20 protein-coding genes are annotated in these 22,749 nt (G+C 37.9%); 9 read left to right on the top strand and 11 right to left on the bottom strand.

Annotated elements, in window-relative coordinates; all coding sequences use genetic code 11:
* Positions 1-28: 28 nt before the first annotated feature.
* Entirely contained in the window at positions 29-1,327 is a 1,299-nt protein-coding gene (locus AC5YDM_RS01090; protein WP_496150276.1) for an ABC1 kinase family protein, read from the bottom strand.
* Positions 1,328-1,366: 39 nt separating this feature from the next.
* Positions 1,367-2,155 (bottom strand): HesA/MoeB/ThiF family protein, encoded by a 789-nt coding sequence (locus AC5YDM_RS01085; RefSeq protein ID WP_496150543.1) that lies wholly within the window; start codon positions 2,153-2,155, stop codon positions 1,367-1,369.
* A gap of 173 nt (positions 2,156-2,328) precedes the next feature.
* On the opposite strand from AC5YDM_RS01085, the gene AC5YDM_RS01080 reads away from it, so the two are divergent.
* Positions 2,329-2,910: a hypothetical protein gene (locus AC5YDM_RS01080; protein WP_496150274.1), complete on the top strand. Its 582-nt coding sequence runs from the start codon at positions 2,329-2,331 to the stop codon at positions 2,908-2,910.
* 38 nt (positions 2,911-2,948) lie between these two features.
* Here AC5YDM_RS01080 and AC5YDM_RS01075 read toward each other — a convergent pair whose 3' ends face one another.
* From AC5YDM_RS01075 to AC5YDM_RS01065, 3 genes are all read right to left on the bottom strand, one after another.
* Positions 2,949-4,592: an AMP-binding protein gene (locus tag AC5YDM_RS01075; RefSeq protein ID WP_496150273.1), complete on the bottom strand. Its 1,644-nt coding sequence runs from the start codon at positions 4,590-4,592 to the stop codon at positions 2,949-2,951.
* A 364-nt stretch (positions 4,593-4,956) separates the two neighbouring features.
* Entirely contained in the window at positions 4,957-6,093 is a 1,137-nt protein-coding gene (locus tag AC5YDM_RS01070; RefSeq protein WP_496150272.1) for an acyl-CoA dehydrogenase family protein, read from the bottom strand.
* Between the two features lie 271 nt (positions 6,094-6,364).
* Entirely contained in the window at positions 6,365-7,135 is a 771-nt protein-coding gene (locus AC5YDM_RS01065; RefSeq protein WP_496150271.1) for a 3-hydroxyacyl-CoA dehydrogenase, read from the bottom strand.
* Positions 7,136-7,340: 205 nt separating this feature from the next.
* Between AC5YDM_RS01065 and AC5YDM_RS01060 the strand changes: the two genes are divergently transcribed.
* A complete protein-coding gene (locus AC5YDM_RS01060) occupies positions 7,341-8,375 on the top strand; it encodes an AraC family transcriptional regulator (protein ID WP_496150270.1) in 1,035 nt (344 codons plus the stop codon).
* A gap of 206 nt (positions 8,376-8,581) precedes the next feature.
* On the top strand, positions 8,582-8,950 hold the full coding sequence (locus tag AC5YDM_RS01055; RefSeq protein WP_496150269.1) for a hypothetical protein: 369 nt from the start codon (positions 8,582-8,584) through the stop codon (positions 8,948-8,950).
* Between the two features lie 80 nt (positions 8,951-9,030).
* Here the strand turns inward: AC5YDM_RS01055 and prmC are convergent, their stop codons facing one another.
* Together prmC and prfA are read right to left on the bottom strand one after the other, a co-directional pair.
* On the bottom strand, positions 9,031-9,852 hold the full coding sequence (prmC, locus tag AC5YDM_RS01050; RefSeq protein ID WP_496150268.1) for a peptide chain release factor N(5)-glutamine methyltransferase: 822 nt from the start codon (positions 9,850-9,852) through the stop codon (positions 9,031-9,033).
* A complete protein-coding gene (gene prfA, locus AC5YDM_RS01045) occupies positions 9,853-10,941 on the bottom strand; it encodes a peptide chain release factor 1 (protein WP_496150267.1) in 1,089 nt (362 codons plus the stop codon).
* A 385-nt stretch (positions 10,942-11,326) separates the two neighbouring features.
* Here prfA and AC5YDM_RS01040 point away from each other — a divergent pair, with 385 nt between their 5' ends.
* The 6 genes from AC5YDM_RS01040 to AC5YDM_RS01015 all read left to right on the top strand — a co-directional run bounded on the left by AC5YDM_RS01040 (position 11,327) and on the right by AC5YDM_RS01015 (position 16,538).
* Positions 11,327-11,755 (top strand): glycine zipper domain-containing protein, encoded by a 429-nt coding sequence (locus tag AC5YDM_RS01040; protein ID WP_496150266.1) that lies wholly within the window; start codon positions 11,327-11,329, stop codon positions 11,753-11,755.
* Positions 11,756-12,143: 388 nt separating this feature from the next.
* Entirely contained in the window at positions 12,144-12,683 is a 540-nt protein-coding gene (locus AC5YDM_RS01035; RefSeq protein ID WP_496150265.1) for a hypothetical protein, read from the top strand.
* A 260-nt stretch (positions 12,684-12,943) separates the two neighbouring features.
* Positions 12,944-13,951 (top strand): LLM class flavin-dependent oxidoreductase, encoded by a 1,008-nt coding sequence (locus tag AC5YDM_RS01030; RefSeq protein WP_496150264.1) that lies wholly within the window; start codon positions 12,944-12,946, stop codon positions 13,949-13,951.
* Between the two features lie 187 nt (positions 13,952-14,138).
* Positions 14,139-14,609 carry an inner membrane protein YiaA gene (gene yiaA, locus AC5YDM_RS01025; protein WP_496150263.1) on the top strand — a complete coding sequence of 157 codons (471 nt, stop codon included), beginning with the start codon at positions 14,139-14,141 and terminating at the stop codon, positions 14,607-14,609.
* A 421-nt stretch (positions 14,610-15,030) separates the two neighbouring features.
* Positions 15,031-15,960, top strand: coding sequence for a ferritin-like domain-containing protein (locus AC5YDM_RS01020; RefSeq protein ID WP_496150262.1), 930 nt, complete (start codon positions 15,031-15,033; stop codon positions 15,958-15,960).
* Between the two features lie 20 nt (positions 15,961-15,980).
* Positions 15,981-16,538, top strand: coding sequence for a flavoprotein (locus AC5YDM_RS01015; RefSeq protein WP_496150261.1), 558 nt, complete (start codon positions 15,981-15,983; stop codon positions 16,536-16,538).
* Between the two features lie 131 nt (positions 16,539-16,669).
* Here the strand turns inward: AC5YDM_RS01015 and pgaD are convergent, their stop codons facing one another.
* From pgaD to pgaA, 4 genes are read right to left on the bottom strand one after another with little or no spacing between them, the layout of a single operon-like run.
* Positions 16,670-17,176 (bottom strand): poly-beta-1,6-N-acetyl-D-glucosamine biosynthesis protein PgaD, encoded by a 507-nt coding sequence (gene pgaD / locus AC5YDM_RS01010; protein WP_496150260.1) that lies wholly within the window; start codon positions 17,174-17,176, stop codon positions 16,670-16,672.
* A gap of 3 nt (positions 17,177-17,179) precedes the next feature.
* Complete coding sequence (pgaC, locus tag AC5YDM_RS01005; protein WP_496150259.1) at positions 17,180-18,418, bottom strand: poly-beta-1,6-N-acetyl-D-glucosamine synthase; 1,239 nt, start codon at positions 18,416-18,418, stop codon at positions 17,180-17,182.
* On the bottom strand, positions 18,415-20,247 hold the full coding sequence (gene pgaB / locus AC5YDM_RS01000; RefSeq protein ID WP_496150258.1) for a poly-beta-1,6-N-acetyl-D-glucosamine N-deacetylase PgaB: 1,833 nt from the start codon (positions 20,245-20,247) through the stop codon (positions 18,415-18,417). The genes pgaC and pgaB overlap by 4 nt, the downstream gene beginning before the upstream one ends.
* The gene (pgaA, locus tag AC5YDM_RS00995) at positions 20,247-22,730 is read right to left on the bottom strand and encodes a poly-beta-1,6 N-acetyl-D-glucosamine export porin PgaA (protein WP_496150257.1); all 2,484 of its coding nucleotides are present in this window, start codon (positions 22,728-22,730) and stop codon (positions 20,247-20,249) included. Before pgaA ends, pgaB begins: the two co-directional genes overlap by 1 nt.
* Between the last annotated feature and the right edge of the window lie 19 nt (positions 22,731-22,749).

Below are 22,749 nucleotides of genomic sequence, written 5' to 3'. Positions count from 1 at the left end.
TAAAATCAGGCTAAATCTAAAAACAAAATTAACTTTTCAGCAGTGTATTCGGATCTAAAGTCTGTACCATTTGCAAACGTTGATCTGCATAAATATCAGTATATGGTGCAAGCACGCGCATAAAGCGATCGAAATACAACATTTGTTTAAATAGCAATGCAAAATCACGTGGGAAACGGATACCGTGACGTTCACCCACTGCCACCATATCCATCATGATATCGTTCAAATCTGCTGGATTGGTCGATAAAATTTGCTGCGGATCTGCCATGATCACACCACTAAATAGACGCTCAATATCCTTGGCAAGGACTTGAATATCCACTTGATGATCGGTCATGCCCATTTTCAGCATATTTTCAGCCATTAATGGATAATTGGTGGTTTGCAATGCATCCATAAATGCCATGCACGCCGTCCAAACTTCTGGTTTTAATTGACCTACTATACCGAAATCAATAAATCCTACACGACCATCTTCAAGCAACATCAGGTTGCCTGCATGTAGGTCAGCATGGAAGCTTTCACACATCATCAAGCTACCAAACCACGTATTCATGGCGGTAATTAAGACTTGTGATGGATCTTTAGACAGTTTTTTAACCACTTCAAAATCAGTCAATGGCACACCATAAAAACGCTGCATGGTGAGTACACGTCGGGTTGAATATTGATGGTAAACCTTAGGTGCAGTTGCCTTATTATTTTGAGTTACATTTAAATAATTGACGAAATCATCAATATTTTTTGCTTCTTCAATAAAATCAACTTCACGCACCATACGGTTTTTAATTTCTTCAACAATATCTGCAAGTGAAGCAAACTTCACTTTTGGTACGGCTTTTTCAAGAATTTTGGTTGACCAATGCAGTACATTCAAATCGGTATAGAGAATCGTTTCTACACCTGGTTTTTGAACTTTGATGACGACATCTTCACCACTGACCAATTTAGCTGCATGTACTTGTGCGATGGAAGCAGAAGCCAAAGGTGTTTCGTCAATCGATGCAAATATCTCACCCAAATCACGCCCTGCAAACTCTGAAGCTAAAACGCTTTCAATATAGCTAAATGGCAATTTTGGCGTTTGATCTAAACAGCCTTGAAACTCTTCAACATATTCACGAGGGAAAAGTGAAGGCGTGCTGGCAATAAACTGACCGAGCTTAATATAAGTTGAACCCAAAGATTCAAAAGTTTCACGCATGAGTTTTGCGTTACTTGGTTTTTCTGTCGCGTATTTTATACCTGCTTTCGCCGCGATTACCGCAGTTTCCCCAACTCGGGCAACTGAGCGCAGTCCATCTAGCCAAATATTGTTTTTCATAATGTATGAATAGAAATAAATTCGTTTGAGTGTAGCAAATTAATCTGCATTTGCGGATTGTCTTGCCTGACAGATTGGACAATCTCTATCTGTTTCGTATGCAAGTAAGCGTTGTTTCATGCTTAAACCATCCCACAGCAACAGTTTTTGCTTCAATGGTGTCAGATTTAAACCTAAATAAAGCAGTGCATGATGTGCTTGTAAACTCGCCATAACATTCGGTGTTGTTGCTAATACACCTGAATCTGCACAGCGTAAGCTTTCATTGGTATGTTGTTCTTTGGGAAATAGACATTCATAGCAGGCTGAATCACCTTCTACCATAAACAACTGCCCTTGAAATCCAATGGCTGAAGCACTGATGAGCGGTACATTTTCAGATTTGCAGACTTGATTGACCAAATAACGCGTTTCAAAATTATCGCAACCATCTAAGACTAAATCTTGACTCGCAATCAAATGCTTTGCATTATTTTGTGAGAGTTTTTCGGTATAAAATTCAATTTGAATATGTGGATTAATCAATCTTAAACGTTTTGCTAAAATTTCAGATTTATAAAAACCCACGTCTAAACCTGTAAAACCAATTTGTCGTTGTAAATTACTGACTTCAATCGTGTCTGCATCGATCAAACTAATTTGACCTACACCTGCACGTGCGAGTAGTTCTGCGGTCGTACAACCGATACCACCACACCCAACAATCAAGACATTGGCAAGTTTAAGCTTTTCTTGAGCGTCAATATCCCAGCCATCGAGTAAGATTTGACGGGAATAGAGATGTAATTCGGATTCGTTGAGTTCAAAACTTGTTTCCAATGCTTCCATCATTTCTTCAATCAAATATGATCACTTATGAGTAATAAGTATAATCCACATTTCAAGTTTTTAAGATTCTTGTTATCTTGATTCATAATAATATTAATCTCTTAACGTAAATGAAAATTAATTTTTCTTTAGATACAGCAATAATAATTACTCTAACATCGGCACTTTTATACATGGCTGGACAAATTTATTTAAATTCATATTTACGTCCATTTGGTGCTGAAGCATTAGTCCTTAATTTTTCAATTCAAGATAAGCTTTATTATGGCTACCTTAAGACCGTAAATCACTGGATCTTATTTCTCTTCGCTTTAATTGTAATTTTTATTGGACTTCCAGTCTTTATTAAAGAATTAGGAATTGATAATAAAATTAAAAATTTTTTTAAGAAATTAAGAAAAAGTCATACCTCAAAAACTTACGCTCGAATCCATGATGAATCATCAAATCGTTCTTTTGATCAAACGATCGATTCCCGAATAGCACTACTTTATCCAATTCTATTTTTTATTATATTTTCATTGTTTTATTTAGCTCACTTGGAAAGAAAAACTGAAGAAGAGTCACAAAAAATAATCGTTGATTTTCCTGCAAAACTTTTAAAAATTGAGGTAAAAGAATTAGACTTGAAAGATCCTCACAAACTTTTATGTGGACAAAGTCTTTGTGCAATTGTAAGTAAGAATAAAAAGGGAAATATCATTCTTAATTATGCAGAACCCAAAAATATCACTGTGATAAAAGAGATTAAATAAAAAAAGCACCTTATATGGTGCTTTCTCTTTTAATCGTATCAGCTCACTTTTTGAATATCTTCCATCTTGGCAATCTCTTGTTGTTTCAACAAATTCCGCTGAATTTTACCACTCGACGTTTTAGGCAATGCATCTACAAACTCCACTTCTTTCGGATAGGCATGTTTAGACAAACGTGATTTCACATAGGCTTGAAGCTTATCTGCCAAAGCTTGATCAGCATTAAACTGAGGTTTTAATACCACAAAAGCTTTCACAATTTCAGTACGCTCAGGGTCAGGTTTACCAATCACAGCAGACTCTAAAACTTCATTACACTCCAATAAAGTGCTTTCCACATCAAAAGGACCTATACGATAGCCTGACGTTGTAATGACATCGTCCGCACGACCCACAAAATCTACCCCACCCAATTCATTAAGTTTAACCGTATCACCTGTTAAATAATAATGACCAACAAAAGACTTTAAGTTATTTCCACCATAACCCTTAAACCATGCCAACGGTGACTGTAAGAAATCAATCGCAAGTGTTCCGATGCCACCTTGTTCAACTTCTTCATGTGCAGTATTGAGTACACAAAAACGATGGCCGGGATTTGCAAAACCAGCCGAACCGACTTTAATTGGATGCTCTAATGCATGATGGTTGGCAATCACCATGCCCAACTCAGTTTGCCCATATTGATCATAGATATTCACATCTAAGTCGTGCTTAAACCAATGAATCACTTCAGGAGTTAATGGCTCACCTGCACTACTCACAGCACGCAAATGTGACTTGATTGAAGCATCAAATTTTTCTTTAAAGCCAAAGAACATGCGAAAAGCAGTTGGCGACCCAGTTAAATTATTCACTTTGTACTTTTTAATCAGTTGTACAGCTTGGTCAACACTAAAAGCACGCTCATCCATAATGATGCTATGCCCTAAAGCCAACGGTGCTGTAATACCGTAATACAACCCATACGCCCAACCTGGATCAGCCAAATTCCAAAATGTATCTTCTTCACGCAAATCCACTGCATGTCGCATATATTCCTTAAAGGCAAGAATGGCTTTTAGCGGTACAGGCACTGATTTAGCAAGCCCTGTCGTCCCTGAAGTAAACATCATTAAAAAGTCATCTTCAAAACTTTGTGAGACAGGCTCAAAATCACTATTGTGAAGTTCTAACGCTTTCCAAAAATCAGCATCCTGATTTGCATCATCTTGGGCATGGACATTGAGGATTTGAATATGGTCGATATCATTCAGCTTAGGTCGTTGCTCTGTATTGGTGACTATCAGCTTTGTACACGCAGTTTCGATGCGATGCTGAATCGCTTTCGACTCAAATGCAGTAAATAAGGGTTGGTAAATCGCACCTATTCGCCAAGTTGCTAAAATCGTAATCAGCAATTCAGGTGTGCGTGGTAATAAGCCTGCAACACAATCACCTTTTTTCATTCCAATCGATTGAAAATAATGAGCTAACTTGCCAGATTGTTCAGCGAGTTGATCAAATGTCCATTGCTCAGACTCTCCATTTTTTCCTTCCCAAATCAGCGCAACTTTATTTGAGCCAACATGGCGACCACAACATTCGGTATAGGCATTTAAAGCATGTGGTGTACCCACCAACTGATCTGCGATTAATTGTTCAAGATTAAAATCTTGATAAGCTTGGGCTAATGTTTTCATGCAAACTGTCCTTATTCTTTAACTTGCATCACTTCATGTCATGCGTTTCTAGAGTCATATTTTCGTTTTAAATCGCTATTTTTAGATCGCTATATAGCTCGATGGGATTCTAAATATTTATAAAATCATTGTGCTTTATAGAACATATTTTATTCAACTAGATAACCATGAATGAATCAGTTGCACAATTTCCAAAGACCTCAATGCTTATGCACTTTATGAACAATGGTTCAAATCAATACGCTTAAATTTGATAGGTTTTATTGGACTCATAAAAAATAAAAGCCCTGAAACCATGACAGTTTCAGAGCGCTATACGTTGAAAATGGGGAATTGAATTAATTTAGAACTTGAATTGTAGAACTTAAATTTTCGTTACTTCTCTTGCGATCACTAGTCGCTGAATATCGGAAGCACCTTCATAGATTTGGCTAACGCGCACATCACGATAAATACGTTCTACTGGAAAATCAGATACATAGCCATAACCACCGTGGATTTGAATTGCATCTGAACAAACACGTTCTGCAATTTCAGAAGCAAAGAGTTTCGCCATCGAAGCTTCTTTTAAACACGGCAATCCTGCATCTTTTAAACTTGCTGCATGGAAAATCAGTTGTCGTGCAGCTTCAATTTTTGTTGACATATCTGCTAAACGGAATGCAACTGCCTGATGTTGTACAATTTTCACGCCAAAAGCTTTTCGATCATTGGCATATTCCACTGCTGCATCTAAAGCCGCTCGTGCCATTCCTACACATTGTGATGCAATGCCAATTCGACCTGACTCTAAATTGGATAATGCAATCTTGTAGCCTTCACCCTCTTGCCCCAATAAATGATCTAGCGGAATACGACAATTATCTAAGACAATGGTTGCTGTATCTGAACAATGCTGCCCCATTTTCTCTTCAATTCGAGAAACAATATATCCATCTACATCCGTAGGTACTAAAAAGCATGAAATACCTTTTTTGCCTGCCGCTTTATCAGTTACTGCAAAAACAATTGCGACTTGAGCATGTTTACCTGTGGTAATAAATTGCTTGGTGCCATTCAACACCCAATGATCACCCTCTTTACGAGCCGTGCATTGCAAAGCACCTGCATCCGAACCAGCTTGAGGTTCAGTTAGACAAAAACAGCCTAACCATTCACCTGTGGCTAATTTCTTCAAATATTTTTCTTTCTGCACTTCTGAGCCATATTTTAAAGTGATGCCACAAGGCAATGAGTTCTGTACACTGACGATGGTTGAAATTGCCCCATCACCTGCAGCGATTTCCTCTAAAGCAACAACCAAAGAAATATAGTCTAAGCCTGCACCATTCCACTCTACAGGCACAGTCATACCTAATGCACCGAGTTCCCCCAATTCTTTTAATTCTTCACGTGGAAAACGATGTGATTTATCACGCTCAGGCGCAGTTGGTTTCAACTTTTCCTGCGAATAACTACGCATCATGTCCTGAACCATTTTTTGTTCATCATTTAAAATCATTTGAGCTTCCTTCTCTTGATCAGGTCATTTTTAATAGGTTAATATTTTCTAATACAATTTTTGATACGCGGAAAAGTCATTTGCAACTGTTCGAGACTGATGCAGTTCAACTCTAAAGTTTCTGCGATTTTTTAGTTTCGTAAAAAGTATTTAACGAGTTTTGCAAATGACAATGGTTTTGGTTACTTTTGCCGAAACAAAAGTAACAAACAGCATAGGCTGTAGTCTGACTGATAAAGTACAGACACCGACGTATTAAACGGTAATCTATTTATTTAGCCGCCATCCGAATCGCGCCATCCAAACGAATCACTTCACCATTCAGATAAGCATTTTCACAAATATGCCCCACCAAATGCGCAAACTCTTCTGGCTTTGCTAAACGCGGAGGAAACGGTACCATTTGCCCCAAAGAATCCTGAACATTCTGCGGTAACCCTTTCAACATTGGTGTTTCCATAATGCCAGGTGCAATGGTCATCACACGGATTTTCTCACGTGCCAATTCACGCGCCAAAGGAAGCGTCATCGCAACCACAGCACCTTTGGAAGCAGCATAAGCAGATTGACCAATTTGTCCATCATAGGCTGCAACTGAAGCAGTATTTACGATCACACCACGCTCTTCTTCACCTGCTTTTAATTCATATTTGGCAATGAGCTCAGCGGCAAAACGCAACATATTGAAAGTACCCGTTACATTGATATTCAAAACTTTTTGGAACAATGCCAATTCATGAATACCATCACGTCCAAGGACTTTTGCCGAAGGTCCAATCCCTGCACAATTGATTAAGCCATTAAGCTGACCATAATCTTGCTCAATCTGTTTAAAGAAACTTTCCACAGCTTGTTCATCGGTCACATCCAATTGAATGAAATGAGAATGTTCACCTAAACGCTTTTGCATTTCCTTGCCCAATTCATGATTCATATCAACCATGATGACTTTTGCACCTTGAGTAATTAAATGCGTAGCTGTAGCAGCACCTAAGCCAGAAGCACCGCCAGTGACAACAAATACTTTTCCTTGAATATTCATTTTTTATCCTTTTACATTTTCAGTATTTTTGAGCATTTTGTTTGTGCCTAATTCTTATGCTTTTGATATAGAATGAGAAGACAATTTTCAGTTTAATTTACACTCGACTTAAGACGCAGAGTAAACATTGTCAAGCTTGAGTACAATTTCCAAAAGTTGCATCCTGTTTGATGCATTTGGACAATTCTGATCGTAGAACAAAATAATGGATTTAAAGCAGAATAATCAATCAATTGAATTACACAAAGGAACGATCTCTATCAGTTTGGTAAACGAGGTTATTTCTTCTGTGAAAGATGCACATTGTGACATACATGCTATTTTGCATCAGTCTGGAATTCCACTTGAGCTTTTAGATGCACCTAAAGCACGTATTTCAATAGAATCTTTTGGACGATTATGGATAGAACTTGCTAATCAGCTCAATGATGAGTTTTTCGGCATGGATCGCCACCCAATGCGTCGGGGCAGCTTTAAACTACTTTCTGAAATGTTGATCCACAGTGAAAATTTACGAAAAGCTATTCAGTACATCACGCAATTTTTTAATAGTATTCTTGATGATGTTCAGAGCCAGTTATTCGTTCAGGAAAATTATGCTTATATTGTGATTAAAGATCTGAATGGAACTAAACCAATGTTTAGCTATGCCACTTATCTTATGCTGATCCATAGCTTAATGTGCTGGCTCTCTGGCCAAAGAGTCATCCTCAATCAAATTCAATTAAAATGCCCAGCGCCCTTAGATGATCAAGATTATAAAGTCAGGTTTTGTGAGCAAATCAAATATGGCTGTGATGAACATTATATTCAGTTCGATGCCAATTATTTAAACATCGCGATTAAACAAGATCGTCAATCATGGTCGAATTTTATAAAACAAACGCCTTATAACTTATTGGTCCGCTATAAAAACCCCAATTCAATCAGTACGATTATTCGTAAACAGCTCATCAATAGTTCACCATCGGAATGGCTTGAGATTCATGATTTAGCCAAACAACTCAACCTATCGGAAGCCACATTTCAACGGCGCTTAAAAGCTGAGGCTGTAAGTTACCAACAGTTAAAGAATGATATACGGCGTGATATTGCGATTGAATTACTTACACAAACCGATTATTCACTACAACAGATTAGTGATGAATTGGATTTTCACGATCCAAGTGCATTCCATCGTGCCTTTAAAAAATGGACTGGGGTAAGCCCTGGCGCATATCGTCATTTGCAAGAACATTAGACTGAACAGTCATTTGATATAGATTTAATTTAACTGTTTTATTTTTAAAATCTTATTTAAAGATAGACGAATTAAAATTCAAATAACACATTTACACTTATCTGAATAGAATTGCATTCACTGATTAAACAGGTTATTTTTCAATCAAATTTTGCATCATATGCAACCCACTCCTCTCCCTCGTTTAATCCGTTAAAGGTCTAAACATGCTTAAAATGTCCGATGTACTTGAACACCATCTTGTACAAAACTTTGCTCATGCTTTGAATTCTTCAACCGCATCATCAGTTGCTACTATTGAAGTAGACGAATTACTGAATCAAGCTATTTTGAATGCATCTGAGTTACAGCTTCAAAATGCAATTTCTGCATTTTTGATAGACAACGATGCTCTAGAACTTGCACATGCTTTGGATATTAGCCCTGAAAATATTCAAGCCATGCAATCGGGTGATGTTCTGAATCATGACTATCTTCACGATACAGCTAAAGTCGTTGCTCTGTGCCTAGCACTTGAAACCAATACTTTAGAGACCGTTGAAATTGCAGAATGCTTAACTGATTATCCAATGTAACTTTACATGTATTCATTTTTCTAAATTGCATCAATAAAAAAGCGACTCTTCAAGTCGCTTTTTTATTTGGAATCTGTTCTTTAATTCGGCCATTGCCCTAAGGTCACACGGTCATTACCGCCATAGTCTTTAACTGTACGAATTTTCTTAAATCCATACTTTTTGAAAACCTGCTGAACTGCATCACCTTGATCATAACCATGTTCAAGTGCAATCCAACCTTTCGCGGTTAATTGCTTTTTGCCATGTTGAATAATCAGTTCAATATCTGCCATACCGTGTTTGTCTGCAACCAAGGCACGACGTGGCTCAGTGGCTAAGTTTGGCATGTGTTTATCATCTGCATCAATGTAAGGTGGATTAGACACAATCACATCAAAAAACTGATTTGGTTTTAAGGCTTTGTACCAACTACCCAAGGCAAATTTCACATGATTTAAATCATGTTGCTCTGCATTGTACTGCGCGACTTCAAGTGTCGGTGCATAGATATCTGTTGCCGTCACATCCCACTCAGGACGCTCACTGGCAAGTGATAATGCAATTGCACCCGTACCTGTACCCAAATCGACAATACGTGCATCTTCAGGTAAGTCTAAATGCAACACGGTTTCAACCAAGATTTCAGTATCTGGGCGTGGCACTAAAGTATCTTTAGTTACTTTTAAGTCCAATGTCCAAAAAGGCTGTGATCCTGTTACATATGCTAAAGGTTCACCCGCTTCGATGCGTTTAAGTGAATCCACATAAGTCTGTTCTTGTTCAGCCGTTAATTCTTGATCCTTTTTCATGACAAGATCAAAAGAATCAATTTTGGTGATATGTTCAAGTAACCACGCATTTTCTTGGCGTTCATAACTTTCTGCTTCACCACGTAAAGCCAATGCCTGTGCAATATTCACTTAACCACCATTCTGCTGTGCAAGCATCGCCAACTGATCCGCCTGATATTCACGATGTAAGCTATCTAGCATTTCAGTTAAATCACCTTCCATCACCGCATCTAGCTTATATAAAGTTAAGTTAATACGATGGTCAGTCATACGACCTTGGGAATAGTTATACGTACGGATTCGTTCTGAACGATCACCCGAACCAACCAAATCACGGCGCATTTCTGAGGTTGCCGCATCGGCAACAGCACGTTTGGCATTTTCTAAACGTGACACCAATAGCGCCATCGCTTTGGCTTTGTTTTTATGCTGTGAACGTTGATCCTGACATTCCACCACTGTACCTGTTGGCAAATGGGTAATACGAACAGCCGAGTCAGTTTTGTTAATATGCTGACCACCTGCACCCGAAGCACGGTAAGTATCAATACGCAATTCTGATGGATTAATTTCAACAGAAGTATCAACATCAATTTCAGGTAAGATCGCAACAGTACATGCAGACGTATGTACACGACCTTGCGACTCTGTCGCAGGAACACGTTGCACACGATGCGCACCACTTTCAAACTTTAAACGACCATAAACGCCATCACCATTAATCAGGCAAATGATTTCTTTATAACCGCCATGTTCACCTTCATTTTCAGAAAGGACTTCTATACTCCAGCCTTGAGATTCAGCATATTTACTATACATACGATACAAATCGCCTGAGAAAATCGCAGCTTCGTCACCACCAGTACCCGCACGAACTTCCAAATAAGCTGAATTGGCATCATTTGGATCTTTAGGAATCATCAAGATGTTTAAGTCAGCCTCAAGCGCTTCGATTAAAGATTTATTGTCTTTAATCTCTTCTTGTGCCATTTCTTTAAAGTCAGGATCTGAAAGCATTGCTTCAGCAGTTTCAATATCTTGTTCTGCTTGAGTGTATTTTTTCCAAACCGTTGTGATTTCACTTAAGTCACTATGCTCACGTGACAAGTTACGAAAACGCTTATTGTCCGAAATTACTTCTACATCAGCCAATAACGCTTCTAATTCTTCATGACGATCACAAAGTTGGTCTAATCGTAAACGTAACGATTCTTTCATTTTAAATAAGATCTCAAGCTAAGACCCAGTATCACTCAACAATAAGTGACACTAAGCGAATTCTAAATTAGCAATAGTTTAACGAGTCTAGGCTTCAAAAGACATATATATGTCATTTTCTCCATGATTTACCCATCACTGGTCATTCAAATTGGGGCTTAAAAGTTCATATTCAAAATCGATGATTTTCTACATTCTTCATAATTTCTTCTTATTAAGCGATTTTCAGCCTAGAAAATATTCAGTTGTAATATAAACACAACAATGCGCTACCAAACTGTAAAACTATGGCTTTGCTTCTACACATTTTGCGCTGAAGTTTTTGTTAAATTTGCTTCATCGAAATAAATATGAATAAGTCCACATTTTGGACATGGAGTGAACCATGAAAATGAATGTTATTTTAATCAGTGCTACTTTAGCTGCTTCATCAATGTTTGCTGTAAATGCGTATGCAGATAGTACAGCACGTGTTGCTGCTGCAAGTGCATTAGGCAGTGTTGCAGGTACAGCTCTAGGTAAAAATATGGGTGGCAATACAGGTGCGACGATTGGTGCTGCTTTAGGTGGTGCTGGTGGTGCGGCTGTTGCTAGTAATAAGCGTAACCGTACTGAATCTGCTATCGGTGGTGCATTAGGTGGTGGTGCAGGTTATACCGTAGGTAAAAACATGGGCGGTTCCAACGGTGGTTACATCGGTTCTGCTCTTGGTGCTGCGGGTGGTGCTGCACTTGGTAATAAAATTTCTAAAGACAAAGATTACGATTCTCGCCAAGATCGTAAATGGAAGAAAAAACGTAATCGTCGTCATTAATTCATTTGTGACGTCTTAAGCACCTTCGGGTGCTTTTTTATTACCCTCTATCTTCAATATCGCACGGCTCATTCAAATTATGACTACTCGACTTGATCGCATTAAGAATAAACTCGAAGCTTAAATAAAAAATAAAATTCGTATTTAGCAGTAATTTCATCATTCTGATAAATCATTTTATTGCTGTAATTTACTCTCGAAACATTTTAAAACATACAGACCGATCAACTGGCTATTAAAAGCATCTCTACGCCTTCAACCCTAGCTAAAAATGAAGACATTACGGAGAAAAAAATACAATTCGAAAACGATGCCTCCACGCTCTATGTGCGCTTTAACACTATATTGAATCTAACAGTTAAACAACGCACTTCGTAAGGAGTCAAAAATGAAAATCAATAAATTACTCTTCGGTGCTGTCATTGCAACTTCAGTGATGACAATGTCTACAGCACAAGCCAATAGCAATACACGTGTTGCCCTCAGTTCAGCGCTTGGTGGTGTGGTTGGTGCTGCCATTGGTCAACAAATGGGCGGTTCAACAGGTGCAATGATTGGTTCTGCACTGGGCGGTGCAGGTGGTGCTGCGGCTTCTGCGAATAAACGTGACCGTAATGGCGCAGCCATTGGTGCCGCATTAGGTGGTGTAGGTGGTTATACTGTTGGTAAAAACATGGGTGGTACCAACGGCGGATATGCAGGTGCAGCTATTGGTTCTGCAGGTGGTTCAGTTCTAGGTAAGAAAGTATCTGAAGACCGTCGTTATGATGATGGCTATGACAATCGTAATAACCGTTACGATGATCGTTATGACCGCCGTGATCGAGGCTACCGCACAAGTAACTATCGTTACAATGATCGTGATTATCGTAGTAGCCGTGGAGACAATGGTCGCCATCTGGGTTGGTACAAAAACGGTAAACGTTAATAATAGCCCTCGTCATTATAATCACGAAAATGATAAAAGCACCTTTGGGTGCTTTTTTAGTATGAGATCGATTGTTAAAAACTTGTATTTCATTACAGCTTTTATCCTAAGCACCAAACCAACGTAAGTACTAAAATATATGAGTTTTAAATCATTCTTATCAAAAGAACACCTAAAATCACAATATATCGTATTTATTCGATATACAAAATCATCATCTAGTCGTATGATTTAATCATCCTCTGCATAAGGGCATTCAAATGCGTACCTTAAAAGATATTAAATTTTCAGTATTAGAACTCGCCCCTGTACGTGATGACAAAAGTGTTGAGTTTTCTCTGAAGCATGCTTTAGATCTAGCTCAACATATTGAAAAATTAGGTTACGATCGTTTATGGTTGGCTGAACATCACAACATGGATGGGATTGCCAGTTCAGCGACAGCTGTTTTATTGGGTTATATTTTAGCAAATACTCAATCTATCCGAGTGGGATCAGGTGGCATCATGCTCCCCAATCATGCTCCCCTCGTGGTTGCTGAACAATTTGGAACGCTTGCAACGCTTTACCCCAATCGCGTTGAACTTGGATTAGGTCGAGCACCGGGTACAGATCAACATACCATGCGTGCATTACGTCGTGGACGTCAAGAAACTGAAGACCAGTTCCCAAGAGATATCTTAGAAATTCTCAGTTATTTTGATGATGCTCAACCGAATCAAAGAATTACAGCCACACCTGGTCAAGGTACTCACGTTCCAGTTTGGTTACTGGGATCAAGCCTATTCAGCGCCCAACTTGCAGCGAAACTTGGATTACCTTATTCATTTGCATCCCATTTTGCACCGCGAATGTTAGGGCAAGCGATTCAACTGTATCGTGAAAACTTTGAACCTTCTCAATATTTAGATAAACCTTATGTGTCTATGGGTGTGCCTACAGTCATTGCAGACTCTGATGAGGAAGCGGAGTATTTAGCGACAAGTGCTTATCAACGTGTATTGGGTTTAATGCGAGGACAAAGCCTCAAACTCAAAGCCCCGGTTGAGGACATGAATGCATTGTGGTCACCTGCTGAAAAAATGTCAGTTGATAATTTCTACGCTATGGCGCAAATCGGCTCACCAGAAACAGTCAAGCAAAGTTTAGAGCAACTGCTTGTGCCTTATGATGTCGATGAATTTATTTTTACTTGTGATATTTACGATACTGAGAAACGTAAATATAACTTTGACTTGTTGATGCAAATTAAAAATCAAAGCCATTAATAAATACTCTAAACTATTGTTTTAACAACAAAGCCTAATCAGATTAGGCTTTTTTTATTGACTGAAACTTTATTGAAATTCTTCATAATTCATCTTTAATCCAATGTATTGAAAATCCTTTTAATAGCTTTTTCAGGCGAAATAATTTATAAAAATAAACATGATAATAAAGAATACTGAGAATAATATGCAGCAATACATTAACAAACCTTCTTCAGCTTTCATCGCTGTAAGTTGGGTGGCGCTCATCGCTGGACTTGCCGCTTATTGCGTAGGATTATTTAATGCTCAAATGGCTTTGAATGAAAAAGGCTATTATCTAGTTATCATTCTGTATGGCTTATTTTCTGCTGTTTCACTCCAAAAAGTAGTTCGAGATAAATTAGAAGGCTTAAATGTCACCCCAATTTATCTAGCACTCTGTTGGGCTTCACTTGCAATTTGTATTGTGCTTTTAGGCATTGGTTTATTCAATGCGACCTTATTACTCAGTGAGAAAGGCTTCTACATGATGGCTTTTCTCCTTAGCTTATTTGGCGCTGTTGCCGTACAAAAGAACGTGCGTGACTTGGAATATCTACGTGTACACACACTCACTCCAGAAATTTCACACCAAATGCCAAATGATCCATTCAATAATGACAATCCAAACACTTAAAATATTCAAAAATTGACAATTTAGATCCATTTAAAAAATTAAATATCGATGAGCTTGAAAATTATTTTCTATTTTCAAGCTCATCGTCATTTAAGCCTATGGCTTCGATCAAAAACATCTGTTGTAAATGAATGCATTCATGTCTCTACTTTTAAATGCATACGTTTCTAAAAGCTCATTTTCAATACCTTTTAATAACTGACAATTTATTGTCAGACAAATTTGATTTGGAAATGACAACCAGATGTCCTTAAATGACACCCTATAAAAAATAATTAAAAGAATGTATTTATTTTCATGATTCAAATCATTGCCTTAGAGATATGGCAAAAATGTTCAGTTCATTTTTATATTTTATGCAAACTTGATCACATTATCGAATTGTAAAATTGAAGTATTAAAAAAATATGATGGAACAATCATGGCTTCAATTGATCTCGATAAAATGCTTGAAAAAGTCAAAAATACACAATGGACACTGTCTGATATTGACTGGGATGCTCCTGGGCGTGAGTTAGTCACTGCTGAACAGTGGCCAAAATTAAAAGACTTTATGGCAGATTTGATGTGGATTGAGCATGTAGGTGCTCGTGCATTTTCAGCCATGTCAAAAAAAGCCCCGACAGAAACCCTTCGTGAAATGTATGCCATTTTCCATGCTGAAGAACAGCGTCATGCCAATGCTGAAATGGCACTGATGAAACGTTGGGGGATGCTTGATGGTGATATTCCAAAACCCAATAAAAATTTACGATTAATCATCGAATGGTTAGACACCTATGCAGATGACATGCCCTTCTATATCTTGGGTGCGGTAATTCCAATGCTTGAAGTTGCACTCGATGGCGCACTGTGTACTTTCCTACTCGAAACCGTTGATGATCCAGTGTGTCACCAAGCCTTTGAACTGATCAATGGCGATGAGGCACGTCACTTAGGTGTAGGCTTTAGTGTTATGGAAGCACAAGGCATCAACAAAACCATGATCGAACTTGCCCAAATGGCTGCCCGAGCTGTAGATCCACGTATGCTTTTGGGTATTTTGGCTTACTTACCATTGATCAATAAAATGCGTGATAACGTCATCAAACTGGGTTTACCTGAAGAAAAACTTTATTCTGCCATGAATAAGTTTGCTCGTATTGGTGGTCGTACCGCTGAAGGTCGCCGCAACCCATGGTTCCAAATCATTCAATTCCACGGCAAAAATGTCGTAGATCGTAATAAAAAATGGTTCCATATGCCGGTTGATGCCATGGTAAAAGTGACTGATAAGATTCCAGAAAAATCTTTACCTAAAGTTCCAACTTGGATATATGAATTAACTGCAGAACCCAAAGCCGTTAGCTAAAACAACAATTAGGTATCTCTATGAATAAGGAAAAAATGAAAAACAAGGATGTTTTTTTTGAAAATTCGCCAGATCATTTTGAAAAGTATCAAGGTAAATTGATCTCGGCATCTGAAATCAAACAAACAGATTTTTCAGGTTTACGCGTTGCTATTATTGGTGCAAATCAACTGTCTGTAACGCATTTAGATCTGATCTGTCAAAGCGCTGAGTTCGTAAAAGTATTTCAAATTCGACCTCACTTTGTACTTCCACATACTGAAAAAGGGATTCAACGATTAATTTCACATCCTCTGTTAGTGAAAAACCGACGTTTATTTAACAATCGAGTGAAATCGTTACTGGCTATTCGTTATTTAGAATCTCAAGTAGCGGATGTTTGGTTACGTCGTCAATTGATGCCAAATTCTGCTTCTGAGAGAAAGGTATTTTTAAAGTCGGATACCTACTATTCAGCGCTGCAAAATAGCAACTGTAAACTAATCACTTGGCCTGTGGTAAAAATCACTAAAGAAGCGATTCAAAGTATGGAAGGTATTGAACATTTAGTAGATATCATTGTGCATACTTATGAATAGTCTGATGCACACTTACTAAAAATGATGCCGAAAACTATTCTTTAAATCATGATTACTATCGGTATAACAATGAAAAAGGAGCAACGTGCTCCTTTTCCTTTTTCACTTTTTGACGCGCAATAAAGCTGAATTCATGTATTTAATTCACTGTAATATTTACAATTCATTTGATAATCATAAAGTTCACCATTTTCATCATAGTGAAGTACCACTCGTTTTGAAGCTTGCATATCTTCAAGTTCTTGGGGAGTGATCGACAAGTATTTCGACAACATCGCATTATTCACATTGAGCACTATTTTCTTGGCATGTTGTTTTCGAAATCTAAGCCAATTAAAACTTGCCCATAACAATAGCGTTGCACCAAAAAATATAACCAATGCAGCTAACCACATAATATTTAAAAGTTGTACATCAAATTTTTCCGCAAAAATATAGTTTCTGATCAAATTCCCTTGGTAAAGCCAAAGGATTAAAGTAAATAAAGGAACAAATAAAAAACTCCAAAATGTCCAGCCCGTAAATTGCAATAAATAATGCCCTTGTTTATTTTTCACAAATTTCGACTGATCGATATACGGTGGTAAATCTAAGTCTTTATCTTCAATTAAATCATTTTTCAGTTTCATTTCATTCATTATTTACTCTCCTTTAAATCCACGGTCTGGGCTCACCCATCGCGCGCGCTTATTTCGATTAAAAAGTGCTTTAGGTACAGCAACCACAGTCGTCATTACAGAAAGCACCCAGAAAAAGATCGGATACCAGATCACCCAAAAATAGTTTCTAAAAAAGCGACCGTTGTCGTAGCGCTTATCAATCCAAAGGCTAATAAAGAATTGAACTAAGCAAGTAATTGCCAAAATCACGCCATACCATTGCGGCATGAGCGATTTAATTTGCCAACCTGTTGGATAGTCGATGAATAATCCTGTTAGGAATAAAAATACAATCAATAGAATTAAATAAGACCAAATCACACTGAGCATGCATTCAATTGCTACTGGCCACATTCCCATCATTTTGAAACTGAACATTTTAGGTAAATAGGTTTTAAGAACCTCTACTCCACCTTGCGCCCATCGAACTCTTTGCTTCCACAGCCCTGAAAAAGTTTCTGGCATGTAGATATAACAAAGCGCATTGGGAACATAATGAATTTTCCACTTATCAATTTGGATTTTCCAAGAAATATCAATATCTTCAGTGATTTTATCTGGCGACCAAAAACCGACACGCTCTAATGCGGTTTTACGAAAACCTGCGATGACGCCAGATACAGTAAAGATACGCCCATAGGTTCGTTGAGCCCGTTTGATCAGCCCAATAATCGATGAAAACTCACCCACTTGTAACTTACCTAAGATACTAGAACGATTGAGAATTCTCGGATTTCCTGTCACAGCACCGACATGCCCAAAGTTCAGTAAATGATGCATCATCCATAACACCGCATGTGGATGTAATAAGGCATCTCCATCAATACAAATCAGATATTCATATCGACTGACCATTGCCCCTGAACGCAGTGCATAAGCTTTACCCTGATTATTGGCTAGATGTACGACGCGCAGCTGTTCATGCTCTTTAACCAATTCATCTAAAATCGCAGCAGTCTGATCTGAACTACCGTCATTCACGGCGATCACTTCAAACTTTGGGTATTGAGTTTGTAGAGCATAACGAATGGTTTCTCTTACTTGCTCATCTTCGTTAAAGCAAGGAATGATGATACTCGCACCTTCTTGGCTTGGCTCAGGTAAGGCTCTTTGTCTAAATTCATATTTAAAGAAAAACCATAATCCACCGATCATCCATGTCCATGCCATCACTAGTGGATATAAAAATGAAAATGAAAATATAAAATCAACAATACTCATTTCTTGACTCCTTGCTGAGAGTCAATTTGAAATGGATCTCGATAAAGTAATGTGCTTGAATTTAAACTGAGCGGTGTGTACAAATATTGATGAACCTGTTGAGCATTTGCAAAACCGTAGTTTGATATTGCCAACTTTTGAATACCTGCTCGTTGTAAGTGCTGTAATTGCTGACTTAAAAGCGGCCAATCCTTTTGTTGTTTAATATCGTCATTATTGATCGTCACCATTAATTTGGTTTTCTCTAAAGCGCTGAAATGATTCAACTGCTCAATAAAAGATTTCAATAGTTTCGGATCATCAAGACTGTCTATTTCAAAATTGATCAATGAAAAGTCATTTTTTAAAGCATCAACAACTGTACTCAATGGTTGGCTTTCGCTATTGACGTAATTGAGCTGTATATAAAAATTTTGACTGTTACTGCTGTTTAGATATTGATATGTTCTTTTTTGAATCGCATCACTTAAATTGAGCACTGCATTCAAATCAGACTGACAAGCAGTGTCTAATCCTTGCTTATTATTAAAGATACATGCCAAACGATTTTCAGCATTCAGCATAATGCCATCGATACCTTTATTATTTTTAACCAAATCTTCGGCTAAATCGACAACCAATAAAGGCTTTGATGGATCTGGATAAATCGGGAGCTGTGCAGTTACACGATTAAAGACGCGTGTTCTTGCCTGCCAAGTCACTCGATTTAATAGATCCTGATCTAATTGCAAATGCGTTGTCGGGAAATAAGCTTGGTCATAAACTCCATTTTTATTTGGATCAGCAAGAACTTTAAGAATCAAAGTATTACTAGATAAAGCACTGATTTGATTCAATGCTAAACCTAATATTTGATTTCCCTGTTCTACATTTTCAGATTTGAATTGCTTTAAATCCACCGTTACCGCACGAATCGGATTGTAATTTGCAAGTTGTTGATTATTTACAAACTCTGTCATTTGTTGATGTAAATCTTCAGCGGTTGGGTTATTCATCACCAAGCCACGCTGATAAATCGCATCGCTCTTTTTATTTGGTGTGTCTACCCCCAAACTAAAGGACAAAGGAAAGCCTGCCTGAGCAGCAATCCGAGTTGTTTCAGGATTAACCGCACCGTAAGGCCAAATAATCGCTAGGGAATCAATACCCAGTTCTTTAGTCAGTATGTCTTTTGATTTTTTTAAATCGTAATACAGTCTTTGCTGATATTCAGCATCAGTCTCATAACGTTTCATTGTTGGAAAATATTGATGCGTTAAGGCTGCGGGTTGCTGATTGCCTTGAGGATTCGCCAATACCCCTTTATGCATATCATCAGAATGACTCGCAAACTCAACTAAACCTGATTTTTTCATCTCGCGCATTTGCGCCCAAGTCATCAAGTTTCCTTTACCATACGCTTCATAAGCCGCTTGTGTATTTCCATTGGTCCAACTGGTCACAATCGCAAAGACCACAGGAACTTTATACTGCTGAATTAAAGGATAGACATGGGTGTATCCACTTAATGCGCCATCGTCAAAACTAAGCACAACAGCATTTTCAGGTAATGGTGTGCCATTTTTTTTTGCTTCAGCAATTTCCTTTAAACTGATCGGATGCCATGGTGAATCTTTTAACCATTCAAAAAATTGCACCAAGTTTCGTGTACTGACTGCATAAACATCTTTATCACCCTGTTTCAGTACATCATCTCTAACATCATGAAAAGTGAGTCCAATAAAAGTACGTTCAGCCGATTTATCCTGATTTTTTTCTTGTGCAAAACTTTGAGAATGACAAAGTGCTATCGCCATAAACATTGAGCTGAGTTTGATTTTTGTTTTCATTAGAATTTCCCCTCAAAGCCCAACTGGCCATACCATTTTTTTTCTTTTTCACCATCGTAGGGATGCATTCCCCAGCCAACACCGTATTGAAGTCCCCAGGTACGTGTTAATTGCCATTGATGCCCATAACGGATATCGACTACAGGCTCTGCATCAAACTGACTTTGTTTATAAAAACCTGTGGTTAATGAAAATTTCTGCGTCAATGATTGTTCGTACTCACGCCAAGTTAACCAATCATGGTTAAAATCGATGCCGACACTGATACTTTCTTTCGGGCTAAAGTAAGAGGTTTGGTCTAAGCTATTTCGACCTAAATAACTGGATATGCCAAACTGAGTCTTATGATGAGGTTGCATGAACATATTTTGCTGATAACGCACACTAAGCTCTTGTCTCAAGTTTCCATCACTTATATCTGTTGCCTGATATTGCAAAGAAGCTTGTTTTGATTCATTGGCTTGCCAAGATAAGCCTGCTGTATAGGACTGAGCATCTTCATTCAGTTTAAGTGCTTGTAATGGAATGTCAGATTGCGTTGAAAAACCCAAGTTATATCGCCAATAATCATCAAGACGATGATTCCAATTCACATCAAACCCGAAATGATCCCCATTTAAATCTTGCGACGCCATAAAAGAGAAAGACTTTTGTTGTGAATCCCACTCTGCCCCAATACCTAAACGCTCATCTCTAATTTTTCCATCACGGTAATCCCCCATTCGATGCTTATATTGGGTAAAAATGCGGTAATTATCTTGAACCCATGGTCCATTCAAACGAGTAATAGATTCAAAATCCCTTGTACCTTTTAAACTTTCTAAGACCTGATTTTGATTGGCTTCACTATGCGAAAAACGAGAGTCGTGTGAAATTGAAAAGCGCTCACGATCTGCAAGCTCTTTATTACTTTTAATCACACTGGTATCTGTTGGATAACGCTGATTCAATTGATTGTTCTGGTCACGCCAAGCTGAAATATTGCCCAAAGCTTGCTGATTTTGCATTTGATTGATCAACGTGCTTTTCGACAGTGGTTGTATACCATTTAAACGACCTAATGTTTCTTGAGCCTGTAAAGGCTTTTCACGCCAGCGTTGTATGCGGACTAGGTTATTAATGACTTCCTCATTATTCGGAGCACGTTGAATTTTTTGATTTAAATTTTGTTCCGCAGCATTTAAATCATTGGAATATGCAAGCGACAACGCCTTTAAATTTTCGTAATCATTCCGCTCAGGATGAACTCGCTTATCCACCCCTTTAGCCAAACTGTATTGAAAAGTTGGTATTTTAGAATCAATATCTTTAATTAAAGCATTAGCTTGCTCATAGTCTTCCTGTTCAATCAGTGCGTAATATAAAGAGGTATATACATTCATATCCGCATAGTTTTTTTCTGTTAGCAGTGATTTATAGACTTGCTCTGCTTTCGCCGGTTGTTGTGTCGACAAATACGCATCTGCAATCGAATGCCTCACATAAGCAGGCATTTCATTGATTTGCAGACCCAGTCCACGACTTACCTCAAGTACATCTTGATGACGACTTCGATAACTCAGCGCATAAATATATTCATATTGAAAACGACGATATAAATTAGGATCTTGCTTCAACTCAGGATCAAGCACTAATGCATGTTTTAAAACCTGATCCAGTTGTGCATAGCTCTGAACATCTGCCTCACCTTGATAGGCTAAATGTTTTTGGCTTTTAATCGCATTTTTAATACTTTCAGAAAACTGTCCCAACAATGCCTGTCTTCTGACTGTATGTGTTGAATCCAATGCTGGATTTTTTTGGATCAATGCTAAAACTTGCTGATAAGCACCTAATGCCATGAGTACATTGAGATATTCTTGCTCTGATGCAGTATTGGCAGTCTCAATATTACTTTTACGAATCACAGCTAAAGCCTGAATAGGCTGATCGCTGATTCGATATGCATAAGACAATTGATTCAACTGATCATGATTTAACTGTTCAATGTCTATTTTTTTAAGTTGCGCTATTGCTTCAACTTTTTTCTGATTTTCAGCCAGTAAAACAGCCTTTAATATTTCTAAATATGAGCTGTTATTCTTTTTTTGAAATAGATCTAATACATTTAAGGCAATTGGGAACTGCTTTTTATCTCGATATGCTTTGATCAGCGGCAATTGTGCATAAACTGGAAAATGTTCAGGCTGAATATGCTGCAACCATTTCTGATCTTCTTCTAGATATCGCTTATTTTGTAGTGCGAGTAAGAGATAATCAGCGATTAGTTTTTGATTATTTGGTGCTTTTTCCAGTAATTTTCTAAGTTCAACAATTCCTGCATCCACATTGCCCTGTTTAATTGAAATAACAATCGCTTCTCGCTGTTGATCAATTTCATTTATATGCTGATCCGGAGCTGCCTGAAGATTCGTTACCGTTAATGTACATAGCGTTATAGGTATAAAAGACTTCAAATAATAAAAATCAAATCTGGGTTTCATTCTAAAAATTCACTTGTTG

The sequence above is a fragment of the Acinetobacter sp. CY81 genome, from assembly GCF_059515925.1.
Note: the sequence above shows the minus strand (reverse complement) of the source record. Positions and strands in the feature narration are given on the sequence as shown.

Coding starts and splice junctions, on each gene's coding strand:
- AC5YDM_RS01090 (WP_496150276.1), bottom strand. CDS start 1,327: ATGAAAAACAATATTTGGCTAGATGGACTGCGCTCAGTTGCCCGAGTT.
- AC5YDM_RS01085 (WP_496150543.1), bottom strand. CDS start 2,155: ATGGAAGCATTGGAAACAAGTTTTGAACTCAACGAATCCGAATTACAT.
- AC5YDM_RS01080 (WP_496150274.1), top strand. CDS start 2,329: ATGGCTGGACAAATTTATTTAAATTCATATTTACGTCCATTTGGTGCT.
- AC5YDM_RS01075 (WP_496150273.1), bottom strand. CDS start 4,592: ATGAAAACATTAGCCCAAGCTTATCAAGATTTTAATCTTGAACAATTA.
- AC5YDM_RS01070 (WP_496150272.1), bottom strand. CDS start 6,093: ATGATTTTAAATGATGAACAAAAAATGGTTCAGGACATGATGCGTAGT.
- AC5YDM_RS01065 (WP_496150271.1), bottom strand. CDS start 7,135: ATGAATATTCAAGGAAAAGTATTTGTTGTCACTGGCGGTGCTTCTGGC.
- AC5YDM_RS01060 (WP_496150270.1), top strand. CDS start 7,341: ATGGATTTAAAGCAGAATAATCAATCAATTGAATTACACAAAGGAACG.
- AC5YDM_RS01055 (WP_496150269.1), top strand. CDS start 8,582: ATGCTTAAAATGTCCGATGTACTTGAACACCATCTTGTACAAAACTTT.
- prfA (WP_496150267.1), bottom strand. CDS start 10,941: ATGAAAGAATCGTTACGTTTACGATTAGACCAACTTTGTGATCGTCAT.
- AC5YDM_RS01040 (WP_496150266.1), top strand. CDS start 11,327: ATGAAAATGAATGTTATTTTAATCAGTGCTACTTTAGCTGCTTCATCA.
- AC5YDM_RS01035 (WP_496150265.1), top strand. CDS start 12,144: ATGAAAATCAATAAATTACTCTTCGGTGCTGTCATTGCAACTTCAGTG.
- AC5YDM_RS01030 (WP_496150264.1), top strand. CDS start 12,944: ATGCGTACCTTAAAAGATATTAAATTTTCAGTATTAGAACTCGCCCCT.
- yiaA (WP_496150263.1), top strand. CDS start 14,139: ATGCAGCAATACATTAACAAACCTTCTTCAGCTTTCATCGCTGTAAGT.
- AC5YDM_RS01020 (WP_496150262.1), top strand. CDS start 15,031: ATGGCTTCAATTGATCTCGATAAAATGCTTGAAAAAGTCAAAAATACA.
- AC5YDM_RS01015 (WP_496150261.1), top strand. CDS start 15,981: ATGAATAAGGAAAAAATGAAAAACAAGGATGTTTTTTTTGAAAATTCG.
- pgaD (WP_496150260.1), bottom strand. CDS start 17,176: ATGAATGAAATGAAACTGAAAAATGATTTAATTGAAGATAAAGACTTA.
- pgaC (WP_496150259.1), bottom strand. CDS start 18,418: ATGAGTATTGTTGATTTTATATTTTCATTTTCATTTTTATATCCACTA.
- pgaB (WP_496150258.1), bottom strand. CDS start 20,247: ATGAAAACAAAAATCAAACTCAGCTCAATGTTTATGGCGATAGCACTT.
- pgaA (WP_496150257.1), bottom strand. CDS start 22,730: ATGAAACCCAGATTTGATTTTTATTATTTGAAGTCTTTTATACCTATA.